We start from the raw sequence: 16,189 nt of genomic DNA, 5'->3' as shown, positions 1-16,189 counted from the left end.
AATGAGCTGACCACGCACTGTCGATGATGCGCCTCACCCTTTCAGCGCAGATCCGGTGACCGTGCCGCCGTGGGCGAGTTGAACGGACCGGTCTTGTGCATCGCCAGTCCGGAAAGGCTTGGTCCGCGTATGAAGCCACGGCTCACCGTCGTCGTCCCGGTCCATCGCATCGAGGGGTCCGAGCGGAATGTGGAGGAGTGCCTGGAGTCGGTCGCGGCCCAGACGCTGACCGAGCTGGATGTGGTGCTGGTGGACGGCCCACCCGCGGCGGGGCGCGATGACGCCGGCGCCGCGGAGTCCGCCCCCGCCGCCCTCGCCCGGCGTTTCGCCGCCCGCGATCCGCGGTTCCGGATCGTCCACCACTCCGGGGACGGTCCGGCCCCCGGCTGTGGCGCGGTCCGCAACACCGGGGCCCGGCACGCCTATCCGCACACCGACTACCTCGCGTTCCTCGACGCGGGCGAGGATGTGCTGCTGCCGCGTGCGTACGAGGATCTCGTCGGCCTGCTGGACAGGTCCGGGTCGGACCTCGCGACCGGCAACGTCTACCGGCTCGGGGCGGCCGGCCGCAGCCAGTCCGCCCACCATCCGGCCGGCCGTGAGACCGTGCTGCGCACCCGCGTCGGCGACGATCTCACGCTGCTGTCCGACCATGTGGCCCGGAACAAGGTGTTCCGCCGGACCTTCTGGGACCGGCACGGCTTCGCCTTCCCGGAGGGCGAGTGGTGCCATGACGCGGCGGTGACGCTGCCCGCTTTCTTCCTCGCCGAGGCGGTCGATGTGCTGCACGAGCACGTCTGTTACCGGCGGCTGCCGGAGGGGCCGGACCGGCACCGGCGGCTGGATGCCCGGGGCGTACGGGACCGGTTCGCGGCGGTGGCCGGTATCCGGCGCTTCCTCGCCGATCCGGCCCGCGACCGGCTGAGCGGCCACCGGCGCGACTACGACCGCGCGCAGCTCACCGAGGGGCTGCTCGACCTGGTCGAGTCGCTGCCGGGGGCGGCGCCGGAGTGCCGGACGGCGTTCCTGGACTGTGCCCGCGACTTCCTGTCCGGGGTGGATCCGCGGCTGTTCCCCACGCTCCCCGTGGAGCTGCGGATGCGCTGGTATCTGATCCGCGCCGGGCGGCTGGCGGATCTGCTGGCGCTGCTGACCCACGAGGCCCGCAATCCGGCCGGGTTCACCGTCGCCGGGCCGCCGCTGCGCAAGCGGGCGGTGCTGCCGCTGACGCCGCCGCTGGAGCTGCCGCCGGGCGTGACCCGGCTGGACCGTGCGGACTTCCCCGTCGTGGCCCGGGTGAGGGAAGCGGTGTGGCGGGACGGGGTGCTGGTGCTGCGCGGCTACGCCTATCTCCGCAATCTGGACGCCGCGGCCCGGCACCGCTACCTCAGGACGGCGGTGCTGTCGTGCGGGCGGCGGCGCATCCTGCTGCCGCTGCGCGCGGTGGCGATGCCGGAGGCGACCGCCGAGTCCGGTCAGGAGCTGCACTGTTACGACTGGTCGGGCTTCGAGATGCGGCTCGATCCGGCCCGGCTGCGCAGGGGCGGGCACTGGGAGGAGGGCGACTGGACCGTCGGGGTGCTGCTGGCGTCGGCGGGCGTGGTGGGGTCCGGGGCGCTGCAGGCACCGGACACCGGCTCGGGCGCCGCGCCGCGCGCCCACGACGTGGCCGGCGGCGGCGCGGACGACGGGGTGCGGATCACGCCCTGGTACGCGGGCGGGCGGCTGCGGCTGTCGGTGCACCGCCGCACCCGGCGGCTGGCCGGCCACCGTGCCGCGGCCGCCGGTGATCTGGACCTGACCGTCACCGTGCCCGGTCCGCCGCCCGCCGCGCTGCGGCTGACCCACCAGGGGACCGGCACGGTGGTGTCGTTCCCGGTGGAGACGGCGCCGCCCGAGGAGCCGGAGCCCGGGGAGGCGGGCCCCGGGGAGGCGGGCGAGGTGTCCGGGGGCGCGTACGGCGCCCCGTCGTCGACGCACACCTTCCGCATCCGGCTCGACGCGCTCGCCGCGGCGCGCCCCACCCGGGACGGCGCGCCGCGGGCCATCCCGCCCGCGCACACCGTGAGCTGGGCGGCGGAACTGGTACTGCCCGGCGGCGGCACCGACCCGGTCGCCTGCGCCCCCGGGCTGGCGCCGGTCCCGTATCCGCTGCCGCACGGCCGTGAGCTGGTCGTGGCCGCCACTCCGGCGGGGCATCTCGTGCTGGACGACCGCATCCCGCAGCCGTATCTGGACCGGCTGTTGTGGCGCACGGACGGCACGCTGCTCCTGTCGGGCGGGCTGCCGGCGGCCGCGCCGCACGCCACCGAACTGGTCCTCAAGCACGGGGCGCACGCCGCCGAGCTGGCCTTCCCCACCACGCACGACGAGGGCCGGTTCCACGGCACACTGCCGCTGGGCGCGCTGCCCTCGCTGGCCGGGACGCTGCCGCTGCGTGAGGGCCGCTGGACGCTGCATCTGCGGGAACGGGGCGCGGTGGGCTCCCCGTTGGACGCCCCGGTCCGCTGTGCGCCGTCCGTGCTCGACGGGCTGCCGGCCTCCCGTACGGTCCGCGGCAAGCCGCTCGCCCTCGACCGGCACCGGCAGGACGAGGCGCTGGTGGTGGCGGGGCCCGCGCTGCCCGCCACCGACCGCGGCCCCTACCGCCGCCGGATGCTGCGCGAACAGCACTATTCGCTGCACCGTTCCCGCCCGCTGCGCGACACCGTGCTCTACAGCAGCTTCGGCGGCCGCGCGTACGGGGATTCCCCGCGCGCGGTGCACGAGGAGCTGGTCCGCCGGGGCATGGAGGTGGAGCATCTGTGGGCGGTGCGCGACGCGCAGACCGCGGTGCCGGAGACGGCCCGGGCGGTGCTGGTGGGCAGCGCCGAGTGGCACGGCGCGCTGGCGCACAGCCGCTGGGTGGTCACCAACACGCATCTGCCCCGGTGGTTCACCCGCCGCGGCGGCCAGCGGATCATCCAGACCTGGCACGGCACCCCGCTCAAGCGGATCGGCGCCGATCTGGCCGGCACGCTGTGCGCGGGCCTGGCGCATCTGGCGCCGCGGCCGCGGGTCAGCCGGCAGTGGAGCGTGCTGCTGTCGCCCAATGCGCACAGCACACCGGTGCTGCGCTCCGCGCTGGGCTACTCGGGGCGGCTGCTGGAGACGGGACTGCCGCGCACCGACGCCCTGTTCGCCCCCGACCGTGAGCTGACGGCGGCGGCGGTACGGGAGCGCCTGGGGATCGAGCCGGGCAGGAAGGTCGTGCTGTACGCGCCGACACCGCGCGACGATCTGGCCTACGACGCGGGCCACCACCGGCTGCATCTGCCGCTCGATCTGGAGCTGGCGCGGCGGGAGCTGGCCGAGGACCATGTGCTGCTGGTCCGCGGCCATCCGATGGTGGCCGACCGGCTGCCGGCCCACCATGCGCCGTTCGCGCTCGATGTGTCCGCCCACCCGGACGCGACGGAGCTGCTGCTGGCGGCGGATGTGCTGGTCACCGACTACTCGTCGCTGGCCGCCGACTTCGCCAACACGGGCCGCCCGATGCTCTTTCTGACCCCCGATCTGCCGCACTACCGCGACACCCTGCGGGGCTTCACCCTCGATTTCGAGGCCCGGGTGCCGGGGCCGCTGCTCAGCTCGACCGGTGAACTGGTCGACGCGCTGGGGGACTTGACGGCTATCGCCGCGGCGGGGGCGGAGGCGTACGCGGATTTCCGGGAGACCTTCTGCCACCGGGACGACGGCGGCGCGGCGGGACGGGTCGCGGATCTGATGGAGCGGTGACCGGAGCCGGTCCGCCGCAAGATGATGGTGTGCGGATCGGCATCCTGCGGCGTTCGCGTCGTTACAGCATGTGCAGGTGTCCTCACGGGCCCGGCACACCCCAAGCCCGGCTCCCGCCCGGCACGAAGACGGCAAGAGGGCGGAAAAGCGGAGCGGCGGGTGCAACCGCGCGACGGATTTCACCCTCTGAATCATCGGAAATGGGTTCGGAATTCCCGCTCGCGCCAAGAGATGCTGTCGACACGAAATGTAGATTTCAGTGACTGTGAAAGAAGCCCTTGAGCCACTGCCGGGGCCCACCATCACGCCATCCGCGCAGGTCAGCATCGTCGTGATCGCCTTCAACGACGCCGGCCACGTCGGCGACGCGGTGCGCTCGGCGCTCGCGCAGGGGGCCCCCGGCGAAACGGTCACCGAAGTGATCGCGGTGAATGACGCCTCCACCGACGGCACCGGCGCCGCCCTGGACGCCCTCGCCCACGACGAACCGCGGCTGCGGGTCATCCACCGCGACACGAACAGCGGTGGCTGCGGCACTCCGCGCAATGAAGGGCTGCGCGCCGCCACCGGGCGGTTCGTGATGTTCCTCGACAGCGACGATGTGCTGCCCCCGGGTGCGGCCCGGGCGCTGCTGGCCGCCGCTCTGGAGCATGACGCCCCGGTCGTGGCCGGCGCCTGTGTCCGCCGTGAGCTGCCCGCGCACCGCGATGTCCCCTGGCAGCCGGGCCTCTACCGCGAGCCGGCGGTCCACGACTCCCCCGATGCCAGCCCCCAGCTGGTCCGGGACACCCTGTGCGTCAACAAGCTCTACGAGCGGGCGTTCCTCGACAAGCACGCCATCACCTTCCCCGAGGGCCGCTTCACCTATGAGGACTTCGTCTTCACCGCGCGGGTGCTGGCCGCCGCCCCGCGGGTCGCCACCATTCCCGACCACGTCTACGTCTGGCATGTGCGCCGCTCGGCCGCCCGGCAGTCGATCTCGCTGGACCGCAAGGACGTCGCCAACTGGCAGGCGCGGATCGCGGCGCACCGGGCCAGCGTGCAGATCTTCCAGGAGGCCGGGCACAAGGCGCTGGCGCATGCCGCGAGCACCAAGTTCCTCGATCACGATCTGCGGATGTACGTCCGTGAGCTGCACACCCGCGGTGCCGACTACCGCGGCGAGTGGTGGCGGCTGACCCGTGACTATCTGGCCGGTTTCGACGAGGCGGATCTGCGGGCGGCCCGGGCCCCGGCCCGCTGGCTGGCCCGGGTGGTGCTGGCCTCGCCGGCGCCGCGGGACCTGGGGCGGCTGACCCAGCTGGCGGCCCGGCCCGGCCGACTGCTGCCGCCGTACGCGGAGGCCGGGGGCCGCGCGGTGTGGTCCCAGGACCTGCCCGAGGTGGAGCTGGACGCGATCGGCACCAAGCCGATGCACCGGCTGCCGGTGACCATAGACGCGGAACCGGCCCTCAGCAGTCCCGGTGTGCTGCGGCTGCGGGTGCACGACCTGTACGGGCGGCTGGCCGCGGCCGGGCCGGAGAGCATCGATATCGAGCTGCGGCGGCGCCGGGACGACCGGCGCGGCCCGGTGCACACCGCCGCCCTGACCCCGGCCCCGGCCGCCGGCGGTTCGGAGGCCTGCTGGACCGCCGAGGTCGTGCTGGATCTCGGGGCGCTGGTCGAACGGGGCGGCCCACACCGTGCCGACCCCGAGCCCTGGGATCTGATGGCGCAGGTCAGCTGCGCGGACGGGGCCGGTTTCCGGGCCGCGCTGCGGGCCATCGGGCCGGGGCTGCGCCGCCGGGTGCTGCCCAGCCGCCGGCATCTGCTGCTGCTGGTGCAGCCGTATGCGACGACCGGCGGGGCCCTGTCACTGCGGGTCGCGTCGGGGCTGCGCAGCGTATGGCGGATCGGCGCCCGGCGGCTGCGCCGCTGACGCCCACGGACCACTCCTCAGCACTCTTCGTCCCCGAGCCTAGGATTGACGCCATGTCTTACTTGATCACGGGTGGTGCCGGCTACATCGGTGCCCATGTCGTACGGGCGCTGCGCCAGGCGGGCGAGACGGTCGTCGTGCTCGACGACCTGACGACGGGCGTGGCCGCCCGGGTCCCCGAGGACGTCCCGCTGGTCGTCGGCTCCACGCTGAACCGCGCGCTGCTCGACACCACCTTCGCCGAGCACGGCATCACCGATGTCATCCACCTGGCGGCGAAGAAGCAGGTCGGCGAGTCCGTCGAGATGCCGCTGCTGTACTACCGGGAGAATGTGCACGGTCTCCAGACGCTGCTGGAGGCGATGGCGGCGGGCGGGGTCGGCCGGCTGGTGTTCTCCTCGTCGGCCGCGGTCTACGGCATGCCGGACGTGGATCTGGTCACCGAGGACACCCCCTGCACCCCGATCAACCCGTACGGCGAGACCAAGCTCGTCGGCGAGTGGATGGTCCGTGCGGCCGGCCGGGCGCACGGCATCAGCACCGCCTGTCTGCGCTACTTCAACGTCGCCGGGACGGCCACCCCGGAGCTGGCCGACACGGGTGTCTTCAACATCGTCCCGATGGTCTTCGAGCGGCTCACGGCGGGCGCCGCACCGCGCATCTTCGGTGATGACTACGACACCCCGGACGGCACCTGCATCCGCGACTACATCCATGTCGCCGACCTCGCCGAGGCCCATGTGGCGGCCGCCCGCAAGCTCGCCGGGCCGGGTCCGGTGCGCGATCTGACGCTGAACATCGGGCGCGGTGAGGGGGTGTCGGTGCGCGAGATGATCGATCTGATCACCGGGATCACCGGGCATCAGGGCGTCACCGCCGAGGTCACCCCGCGCCGGGCGGGCGACCCGGCCCGGGTGGTCGCGGCCGCCGACCGGATCACCGACGAGCTGGGCTGGAAGGCCCGCCACGACGTCCGCGACATGATCACCTCGGCCTGGGCGGGCTGGCAGCACCACCACCCGCAGGGCTGACCTCGGGCCGCACCTCGCGCCTACGGCCGCCGGGCACCGTGTTCAGCGGTGCCCGGCGGCCGTGCGTGGTGCGGGTGCCGTCAGACGTGACGGTCGGCGGTCCCGGCGGGTTTGCGGGCGATGAGGCAGGCCTGCCGGGTCGACTCCCCCAGCCCCTCGTCCGGCTCGTGGAGCAGCCGGGTGCGCACCTCCAGGCCGGCCCCGGCCAGCAGGCCGGCGACGCGGTCCGGCCGGCGCCGCCGGAAGTCGAGCGACACGGGGTGCCCGAACGGCTCCGCCACGTGCAGGGGCTCGTCCCCGACCTGGAAGGCGACCAGCGCGTGGCCGCCCGGGGCCAGCAGCCGGTGGAACTCGGCGAACAGCTCCGGCAGCCGCTCCTGCGGGGTGTGGATGATCGAGTAATAGGCCACGATGCCGCCGAGGGCCCCGTCCGGCAGGTCCAGGTCCGTCATCGCCCCGACCTCGTAGCGGACTTCCGGGTGCGTCCGCCGGGCCAGCGCCACCATCTGCGGGGACAGATCGACGCCGAAGACGGGCAGCCCCAGGCCGGCCAGGTGGGCCGTCACTTTGCCGGGCCCGCATCCGAGGTCGGCCACCGGGCCGGCGTCCGCGTCCCGTACGAGTTCGGCGAACCCGGCGAGTACCGCCCGGTCCAACGGCCTCGCGGCGAGGGCGTCGCGGAAGTGCTCGGCGTAGTCGGCGGCCACGGCGTCGTAGAACGTCCGGGTGGTCCGCAGGAAGTCCGGTTCGGTCATGGGCGCCGACCCTACTCCGCGGCCGCCGGGGCCGGTTGTGGAGAGCGGGCGCCGGTCAGGTCAGCGGGTGCGATGTCCGGCCGGACGCCTCGTCGATCTCGTCGTGTGCCTTGGTCAGCAACTTCATCGCCAGTTCGTTGAGCGCTCTGGCTCCCGCCACCTCTTCGCCGACCCTCGGCTGGTTGGAGTCGACGGGGTGGCGGCTGGCGTATCCGTGGGACCGCACCTCGGTCCCGTCGGGGAGCCGTACGAGGGCGGCGGCGCGAGTGCGGTGGTTGTCCTCCTCGAATTCCAGCTCGACATGCCATCCGACAGCGGTCTGCAACATGGCAATCACCTCCGGAGCCGCTCCTACCAGGGTGCGCCCGCTTGCCGTCCGCCGCACGATGTGCGGGGGCCGGGCCTCCCGGCAGGAGGCCCGGCCCCGGCGCTCTCGGCGGTGCCGCGCGGCTACCGCTGGAGGGTGATCGAGTTGATCGGCGTCATGTCCTTGTCGATGTAGTTGTTGGCCGGCAGGTAGCCCTGGCAGCCCGTGCCGTTGTAACCGGTGCAGGTCCGCATGGTCGCGCCCCCGGACTGGTTGTTGTAGATGCGGTGCACCCCGACCATGTTGCTGAGGTTGTGGGCCCCGTAGCTGTAGTAGAAGTGCGACGGGTGGCCGCCGTTCCAGCCGGCGTTCTGCGGGTAGATGCAGACCGCGCCGTAAGGGCATCCCTGGGTGGTGGCGGCCTTCGCCGCGGCGGGTCCGGCGGTCCCGACGACCACGCCTGCCGGGACGACCAGCGCCGCGACGGCCATGGCCGTCATGCCGACTCGCTTCAGTACGGACATGTGTGTTCCCCCTGTCATACGGCCCGCGGGGTCCTCTCCCGCGGGTGCACCGCTGCCGGTGCCTGACTGTGGGTCAGCCTGATTCAGCGGGGGCGGGCCGGGCAACGGCATTCGGCTATTGCCGAAAGGGGCTCGCCGGGCCGGGCGCCGCGGGCCCCCGGGCGGGGCCGGGGCCCGGGGGCGGACGTATGGGGTCAGCGGCGCGCCCGGCGCAGCAGGCCCGCCGGGGAGCCGCCCGGCACGGTGAGGGTCAGCGGTGTCCGCCCGTCGGCGCCGCGGCCGGCCGTCCGGACCGGCAGCTCGCGGCGGAGCGGGCCGGCGGTCACCCGCAGGGCGACCCGCCAGGTGCCCGTGGGGCCGCTGCGCAGCAGGGAGCGCACGGTGTAGCGGTCGCCGGCGGCCCGTTCGACGGTGGTGCGCAGTGCCACCGTGCGGGTCGCGTCGTAGAGGATCAGCCGCAGTTCGGCGTCCACGGGGCAGCCGGGCAGGGTGAGCCGCGCGGTGAGGGTGGCCCGCCCGGAGCGGGTGCAGTCCGCCGTGCCGCGCAGATCGCCGCCGAGCGGGCGGCGTACTCCGTCCCGGTCCAGGTCGAGGTGGAGGTGGCCGTGCGGGCGGGAGCGGAAGAGCGCGGCGACGGCGGGGCCGGCCGGGCCGCGGCCGACGATCCGCGGCGCGAAGCCGGTGTCGTCCTCGTCGTCCCTCTCGTCCTCGGGGACCAGCCAGGCCTCGCGGCGGACGGCGGGCCCGGTGGCGCCGCCCGGGCCGTGCGCGGTGACCGCGATCTTGAGGCCCCAGACGCCGTCGGCCAGCGGTGCGCCGTCCGCCGCGGTCGCGGGGTCGACGGCGGCCCGCCAGGCGCCGTCCGCGGCGCGGGCCGGGATCCGGTGGGTGGTGCCGCCGCGGCGCAGCAGGATCTCGACGGTGTCGCCGCCGAGCCAGGGGAGGGCGGCAGTGCCCCGCAGGTGCAGTACGCCGCCCGCCCAGCGCTGCCGGATCAGCCGCTGGCGCAGCACCACGCGGTCGGTGAGGTCGTAGCAGGTGTCGGGGAGGGCGCGCCGCGGGTCGCGGAAGTACGGGTAGCCGGCGTAGACCCGGCCGTCGTCGTCGAGGTGCGGCGGGTCCGGGCGGTTCTCGGTGTCGGCGCGGACGACGGCGGTCAGTTCGTCGTCGAGCCCGGCGCGTATGCAGTGGGCGCGCAGCCGGAGCCGGGGCGGCAGGGCGGCCAGTACCCGGTCGGTGAGGTAGCGCTCCACGAGGGGGCGGGCGGCGGCCGCCATCGCTGTGCGGCCGGCCGGGTCGCGGGCGAGGTAGGGGGCCCCGAAGGGCATGAGTATCTCGCCGTGGAAGTGCCGGACCATCAGTTTGTCGCGGTTCGCGCCGGGCGGGACGGCGGCCGCGACCGGGTCGAGGACGGTGCCGATGTAGCCGAGGTACTCGCACCAGTCGGTCTCCTGGCGGCTGGCGTTGCTGTTGTCGTCGCGTCCGTGCAGGTAGTAGCAGGTGCGTTCGGCGAAGACGGAGACGACGTCGGCGCGCAGCAGGGCGGTGCTGCCGAACGGCAGGTCCTCGCCCAGCAATCGGCCCTCGACGAAGCGCAGTTGGTGGCGTGTGAGGAAGGAGCGGCGGAAGAGCTTGTAGGCGGCCAGGGACCAGTAGACCGGGGAGTCGAAGACCGAGACGTGTGCGCTGGTGGTGCGCAGGTCGACGGGGGCGGCGCGGCCGTCGGCGCCGGCGATCCGGCCGTAGACGATGTCCGAGCCGTACCGCTGGGCCGTCCGGGTGAGCCAGAACAGCGCCTGGGGGTCGAGGCGGTCGTCGGAGTCGAGGAAGAAGACGTAGTCGCCGGTGGCGTGGGCGAGCCCGGCGTTGCGCGGCTTGCCCGGCCCGCCGGAGGCCTCCTGGCGCAGCACCGTCAGCTGGGGGTGGCGGCGGGCCTGTTCTGCCAGCCACTCGGCGCTGCCGTCGGTCGAGCCGTCGTCGACCGCGATCACCTCGATGTGGCGGCGGTCCAGTGTCTGGGCGAAGACCGAGCCGAGGCTGCGGTCGAGGTAGCGCCGGGTGTTGTGCACCGGCACGATCACGGAGACGGTCGGCGCGGGGGCGTCCGTTCCGGTGGGAGCCGCGGCCGCGAGGTCGTCAGGGACGGACACCGTGCCCTCCGTTCTTTCGGCAGTCCCCCGGAATACCCGGCGTCCCAGCAGGGCGAAGGGGACCATCAAGACATATAACGCGAGGTGAACGTTCGCCGATCGCGGAGGGCGCCGGTGGCTCCGACACCCGCCACCCCCCAAGAGGCGGTCCGGCCCCTGGAGGTTGCCCGCCCCCCCTCGCCCGCACCCGCCGTCGTGGCGAGCACGGCCCCGCCGGTGGCCTGAAGCAGCCGTCAGCGGAAGCCACGGAGCGGACGCGGAGCCGACGCACCCTCAGCACTGCCGGATCCGGGCCCATCCCACCGTCCGACATATCACCACTTAACGAGATTCGTGATGAGCAGCACAGAACTTTCAGGTTACGGACAACAACCTTTTCGGGTGAACAGTAGTCAGAAGGCTGACACCACAAGAGACCCCTTTGGGTCTTTTTGTGTTCTGTACTCAGCTCGCCACGAGGAGTAGCACCGCATGTCCGAGACAGGCGTCGACGCCGGCCCCCGCTTCAGCATCATCGTGCCCGTGTTCAGAGTGCAGGGCTTCCTGCGCGAGTGCATGGACTCGGTGCTGACGCAGGAGTTCACCGACTTCGAGCTCATCGCCATCGACGACTGCTCGCCCGACCGCAGCGGCGCCATCCTCGACGAGTACGCCGCGCACGACGACCGCGTCCGGGTCCTGCACCTCCCGGAGAACGCCGGACTGGGCCCCGCCCGCAACGCCGGCCTGGCGCGGGCCCGCGGTGACTACCTCCTCTTCCTCGACAGCGACGACACCCTCGTGCCCGGCGCGCTCGGCGCCCTCGCCGAACGGCTGGCCGCCACCGGGACCCCCGAGATCCTGATCTTCGACTACGCCCGGACGTACTGGGACGGCTCCTCCCGGCGCAATGCCCTCTCCGCGCTGCTCGACGAGTCCGGCGCGCCCTCCTTCCCGCTCGCCGAGCGGCCCCGGCTCCTCGATCTGCTGCAGATCGTCTGGAACAAGGCCTACCGCCGCGACTTCGTCGAGGAGCACGGTTTCGCCTTCCCGGAGGGCTACTACGAGGACGCGCCCTGGACGTTCTGCACGCTGATCACCGCGCAGCGGATCGCGGTCCTCGACCGGGTCTGCCTGCACTACCGCCAGCGCCGGCAGGGCGGCAACATCCTGCGCACCACCAGCCGCAAGCACTTCGACGTCTTCGACCAGTACGCCCGGGTCTTCGACTACCTCGACGCGCACCCCGAACTGTCGCGCTGGCGCCCGCACATGTTCCGCAAGATGGTCGACCACTATCTGACCGTGCTGGACAAGCCCGGCCGGCTGCCGCAGCACGCCCAGGCCGAGTTCTTCCACCGCGCCGCCCGCGACTACCGCCTTCGGCTGCCGGCCGGCTTCGTCCGCCCCTCCGGTGTGGCCGGCGGCAAGTACGCGCTGCTCGCCAGGGACGCCTACCCGGCGCTGGCCGGTCTGAAGGTCGCCGGCAAGGTGCAGCGCACGGTGCGCAAGCACGCCGGCAAGCGGGTCCGGCAGGCCAAGCGCAAGGCCATAAACCTGCGTTACCAGGCGCTGCTGCGGCAGCCGCTGGACGAGAATCTCGCGGTCTACTCCGCGTACTGGAACCGGCTGCCGTCCTGCAACCCGCTGGCGGTCTACGAGAAGGCCAAGGAGCTGGCGCCGGACGTGCACGGCGTCTGGGTCGTCAAGAAGCAGCTCGCCGACTCGGTCCCGGCCGGCATCGACCACGTCGTGCTGAACTCCCCGCGCTACTGGGAGGTGGTGGCCCGCGCCAAGTACCTCGTCAACAACGTCAACTTCGCCGACAACGTAGTCAAGCGCGAGGGCCAGATCCACCTCCAGACCCACCACGGCACCCCGCTGAAGTCGATGGGCACCGACCAGAAGCGCTACCCGGCCGCCGCCAAGGGCATGAGCTTCCGCAAGCTGCTGGCCCGCGCCGACCGCTGGGACTTCTCGCTCTCCGCCAACCGGCACACCACCGAGCAGTGGGAGCGCGTCTACCCCTGCGACTTCGCGTCGGTGGACGCCGGTTACCCCCGTAACGACGTCTACTACCGGGCCACCGCCCAGGACGTCCTCGACATCCGCGAGCGCCTCGGCATCGCCCCCGGCCGGACGGCCGTCCTGTACGCGCCGACGATGCGCGACTACCAGGTCGGCTATGTCCCGCGGCTCGACCTGGAGAAGCTCTCCCGCGAACTGGGCGACACCTTCGTCCTGCTGGTGCGCACCCACTACTTCTACGACCGGGACCCCGGCCTCCAGAAGCTCCAGGAGCGCGGTGCGCTGATCGACGTGTCCGGCCACCCGGTCGTCGAGGAACTGTGTCTGGCCGCCGACGCCCTGGTCACCGACTATTCGTCGATCATGTTCGACTACGCCAACCTCGACCGGCCGATCATCACTTACGCCGACGACTGGGACACCTACGTCCGCTCCCGCGGTGTCACCTTCGACCTGCTCTCGGGCCTGCCGGGCGACACCCCGGGCGTGATCGCCACCACCGAGGACGAGCTGATCGAGGCGTTCCGCAGCGGCCGCTGGGACGACGAGGCGGCCACCGGGCTGCGCGCCGCGTTCCGCGCGCGATTCTGCCCGTGGGACGACGGGCACGCCGCCGAGCGCGTGGTACGCCGGGTCTTCCTCGGCCAGGAGGCCACCCCGGAGCCGCTGCCGCAGGACGAGCGCACCATCGCCCCGTCCCCGCGCGCCGCAGCCGCGGCAACCGGCCTCCTCAAACTGCCGGCCCCACGAACCGCGGCCCATGACGACGTGACCCCCTCGGGCACGTCGGGCACCTCGGGCACCTCGGGCACCTCGGACGTCGAGATGGCGGGCTGACGCCCGGTTCCGGCGCTCACGCTTACGCGACTGCCTCCGGCCGGGATCCGGGCGGGATCCGGCCGGAGGCCCGGCCGGAGGCAGTCGCGGGCCCGGCCGGAGGCAGTCCTGTGGCGGGAATCCATCCCGCGCGGAGGCCTTCTCGGGCGGAGGCCTTCTCGCGCGGAAGGCCTTCTCGCGCGGGAATACCCGCCCCACCCCTCCTCGTTGTGGACCCGCAGGGGGCTCCCGCACCCCCTACCGGATCCGTTCGCCCCCGCCCTAGGTGACCGCCCTCACTCCGGCCCGAGTGCCGCCCCGAGCGCCGCCACCACCGAGCCCGACAGCGCGTCGAGGTACCCCTTGGGCAGCTCGTCGCGGACGACCAGCAGCCGCCAGTACAGCGGCCCGGTCAGCAGGTCCAGCGCCAGGCGGGCATCCACGTCCTGCGGCAGCTCGCCGCGCTCCACCGCCCGCGCCACCACCGCGGCCGCCACGCTCTCCTGGCTGTCGTGCAGCGCCGCCTTCAGCGCCTGCGCCAGCTCGGGGCTGCGGGCCGCCTCCGCCAGCAGGTCCGGGATGATCTGCGAGGCCATCGGGTGCCGCAGCGCACGGGCCGCGACCTCCAGCAGCATCCGTACGTCGCCGGACAGCGACCCGGTGTCCGGCGTCGGCATACCCGCCACGGCCACCGCGGAGACCACGTCCAGGACGAGGTGCAGCTTGGAGCGCCACCGCCGGTAGACGGCGGTCTTGCCGACGCCCGCCCGCCGCGCGATGCCCTCGATCGACATCCGGGCGAAGCCCGCCGCGGCCAGCTCCTCGAAGACCGCGGCACGGATCGCCTCGGTCTTGTCCTCGCGCAGTACGGCGGCGCCTGCCGGGGCCCGGCGCGCCGCCACGGGTTCGCTCCCGCTGCCGTCTTTTGCCATGGCGTGAGCCTACCGTCACGACGATACGGTTGCGTTTCGACGCGAGCTCCCTTTAGTGTCAACGTCGCGACGATACGGGCCCGTCCCGTCGTTGCGCTCCGTTCCGCTTCCCCCGTACGCAAGCGAAAGCGGCCCCATGCCCCAGACCCTTGCTCCCCCTGCCCCGTCGCCCGCCGGGGCGTCCGCCCCCGGCGCATCCGGCGACCCCGAGCTGCGCGCACTGGCCGAGCGCCATGGCCTCACGGTGAGCGGCGCCCGCCCCTCACTGCCCGAGTACGTCCGGCAGCTGTGGCACCGGCGGCACTTCATCTCCGCCTTCGCCAGCGCCAAGATGACGGCGCAGTACAGCCAGGCCAAGCTGGGCCAGGTGTGGCAGGTGGCGACGCCCCTGCTGAACGCGCTCGTCTACTACTTGATCTTCGGTCTGCTGATCGGCACGAAGAAGGGCGTCCCCGACTTCGTGCCGTTCCTGGTGACCGGCGTCTTCATCTTCACCTTCACCCAGAGCTCGGTCATGGCCGGTACGCGGGCGATCTCGGGCAACCTGGGCCTGGTGCGGGCGCTGCACTTCCCGCGGGCCTGCCTGCCGATCTCGTTCTGCCTGATGCAGCTGCAGCAGCTGCTCTTCTCGATGGGTGTGCTGGTCCTCATCCTGCTGGGCTTCGGGCAGCTGCCGACCTGGTCGTGGCTGCTGGTCATCCCGGCGCTGACGCTGCAGTTCGTGTTCAACACGGGCCTGGCGATGGTGATGGCCCGGCTGGGTTCCAAGACCCCGGACCTGGCGCAGCTGATGCCGTTCATCATGCGGACGTGGATGTATGCGTCCGGCGTGATGTTCAGCATCGACCTGATCCTCAAGGACAAGCAGGTCCCCGCGTTCGTGGAGTGGCTGCTCAACGCCAACCCGGCCGCCGTCTACATCGACCTGATGCGCTTCGCGCTGATCGACAGCTTCACGCACGAAAAGCTGCCGCACCATGTGTGGGCGCTCGCCGGGGGCTGGGCGCTGCTGATGGGCGTCGTGGGCTTTGTGTACTTCTGGAAGGCCGAGGAGCGGTACGGACGTGGCTGAGGTCAGGACGGAACAGAACGGCAGCCAGGCGACCGGGGCACGGATCCCGACCGTGATCGCGGACGATCTGCACATCGTCTACCGCGTCTACGGCACGGGCGCGGGCAAGGGCACCGCCACCGCGGCACTCAACCGCATCGTGCGCCGCAAGCCCAGCTCCGGGGTGCGAGAGGTGCATGCGGTCAAGGGCGTCTCCTTCACCGCCTACCGGGGCGAGTCGATCGGCCTGATCGGCTCCAACGGCTCGGGCAAGTCGACACTGCTCAAGGCGGTCGCCGGGCTGCTGCCCGCGGAGCGCGGCAAGGTCTACACGCACGGTCAGCCCTCGCTGCTGGGCGTCAACGCGGCCCTGATGAACGATCTGACCGGTGAGCGGAACGTGATCCTCGGCGGTCTGGCGATGGGCATGAGCCGCGAGCAGGTCCGTGAGCGCTACGACGGCATCGTCGACTTCTCCGGCATCAACGAGAAGGGCGACTTCATCTCGCTGCCGATGCGCACCTACTCCTCCGGTATGGGCTCCCGGCTGCGGTTCTCCATCGCCGCGGCCAAGGACCACGATGTGCTGATGATCGACGAGGCGCTGGCCACCGGTGACCGCAGCTTCCAGAAGCGCTCCGAGGCCCGCATCCGCGAACTGCGCAAGGAAGCCGGCACGGTCTTCCTCGTCAGCCACAACAACAAGTCGATCCGCGACACCTGCGACCGCGTCCTGTGGCTGGAGCACGGCGAACTGCTGATGGACGGCCCGACGGACGACGTCATCAAGGCGTACGAGGCGCACCGCTGACGCTGCGCCGGAGACGGACACGGGCGCGGACGGACACGGGCACGGACACGGACACGACAAAGCTGCGCCGCAGACGGACATGGCAGAGGGGCGCACCCACGACGGGTGCG

The 16,189-nt window shown here is 72.6% G+C and carries 11 protein-coding genes; 6 read left to right on the top strand and 5 right to left on the bottom strand.

Translation table 11 applies throughout. The features are described from left to right. Window positions 1–129 precede the first annotated feature (129 nt). From STRNI_RS26120 to galE, 3 genes are all read left to right on the top strand, one after another. A complete protein-coding gene (locus STRNI_RS26120) occupies window positions 130–3,777 on the top strand; it encodes a bifunctional glycosyltransferase/CDP-glycerol:glycerophosphate glycerophosphotransferase (RefSeq protein ID WP_277412122.1) in 3,648 nt (1,215 codons plus the stop codon). 265 nt (window positions 3,778–4,042) lie between these two features. After that, window positions 4,043–5,695 carry a glycosyltransferase family 2 protein gene (locus tag STRNI_RS26115; protein WP_159488107.1) on the top strand — a complete coding sequence of 551 codons (1,653 nt, stop codon included), beginning with the start codon at window positions 4,043–4,045 and terminating at the stop codon, window positions 5,693–5,695. A 53-nt stretch (window positions 5,696–5,748) separates the two neighbouring features. After that, window positions 5,749–6,726 (top strand): UDP-glucose 4-epimerase GalE, encoded by a 978-nt coding sequence (gene galE / locus STRNI_RS26110; protein WP_266449652.1) that lies wholly within the window; start codon window positions 5,749–5,751, stop codon window positions 6,724–6,726. 80 nt (window positions 6,727–6,806) lie between these two features. Here galE and STRNI_RS26105 read toward each other — a convergent pair whose 3' ends face one another. The 4 genes from STRNI_RS26105 to STRNI_RS26090 all read right to left on the bottom strand — a co-directional run bounded on the left by STRNI_RS26105 (window position 6,807) and on the right by STRNI_RS26090 (window position 10,462). Beyond that, the gene (locus STRNI_RS26105) at window positions 6,807–7,481 is read right to left on the bottom strand and encodes a class I SAM-dependent DNA methyltransferase (protein ID WP_159488106.1); all 675 of its coding nucleotides are present in this window, start codon (window positions 7,479–7,481) and stop codon (window positions 6,807–6,809) included. A gap of 55 nt (window positions 7,482–7,536) precedes the next feature. Then, a complete protein-coding gene (locus STRNI_RS26100) occupies window positions 7,537–7,809 on the bottom strand; it encodes a DUF1876 domain-containing protein (RefSeq protein ID WP_018091225.1) in 273 nt (90 codons plus the stop codon). Between the two features lie 122 nt (window positions 7,810–7,931). Beyond that, window positions 7,932–8,312 (bottom strand): hypothetical protein, encoded by a 381-nt coding sequence (locus tag STRNI_RS26095; protein ID WP_018091224.1) that lies wholly within the window; start codon window positions 8,310–8,312, stop codon window positions 7,932–7,934. Window positions 8,313–8,506: 194 nt separating this feature from the next. Beyond that, entirely contained in the window at window positions 8,507–10,462 is a 1,956-nt protein-coding gene (locus tag STRNI_RS26090) for a glycosyltransferase family 2 protein (RefSeq protein WP_277412121.1), read from the bottom strand. Window positions 10,463–10,933: 471 nt separating this feature from the next. Between STRNI_RS26090 and STRNI_RS26085 the strand changes: the two genes are divergently transcribed. Beyond that, on the top strand, window positions 10,934–13,306 hold the full coding sequence (locus STRNI_RS26085) for a bifunctional glycosyltransferase/CDP-glycerol:glycerophosphate glycerophosphotransferase (RefSeq protein WP_277412120.1): 2,373 nt from the start codon (window positions 10,934–10,936) through the stop codon (window positions 13,304–13,306). A gap of 275 nt (window positions 13,307–13,581) precedes the next feature. Here STRNI_RS26085 and STRNI_RS26080 read toward each other — a convergent pair whose 3' ends face one another. Next, entirely contained in the window at window positions 13,582–14,217 is a 636-nt protein-coding gene (locus STRNI_RS26080) for a TetR/AcrR family transcriptional regulator (protein WP_051104194.1), read from the bottom strand. A 136-nt stretch (window positions 14,218–14,353) separates the two neighbouring features. Between STRNI_RS26080 and STRNI_RS26075 the strand changes: the two genes are divergently transcribed. Together STRNI_RS26075 and STRNI_RS26070 are read left to right on the top strand one after the other, a co-directional pair. Beyond that, window positions 14,354–15,289, top strand: coding sequence for an ABC transporter permease (locus tag STRNI_RS26075; protein WP_277412119.1), 936 nt, complete (start codon window positions 14,354–14,356; stop codon window positions 15,287–15,289). Further along, window positions 15,282–16,079: an ABC transporter ATP-binding protein gene (locus tag STRNI_RS26070; protein WP_277412118.1), complete on the top strand. Its 798-nt coding sequence runs from the start codon at window positions 15,282–15,284 to the stop codon at window positions 16,077–16,079. Before STRNI_RS26075 ends, STRNI_RS26070 begins: the two co-directional genes overlap by 8 nt. Window positions 16,080–16,189 lie beyond the last annotated feature (110 nt).

The sequence above is a fragment of the Streptomyces nigrescens genome (genome assembly GCF_027626975.1).
GTDB classification, from domain to species: Bacteria; Actinomycetota; Actinomycetes; order Streptomycetales; family Streptomycetaceae; genus Streptomyces; species Streptomyces nigrescens.
This window is presented reverse-complemented; position numbering and strand designations above follow the sequence as displayed.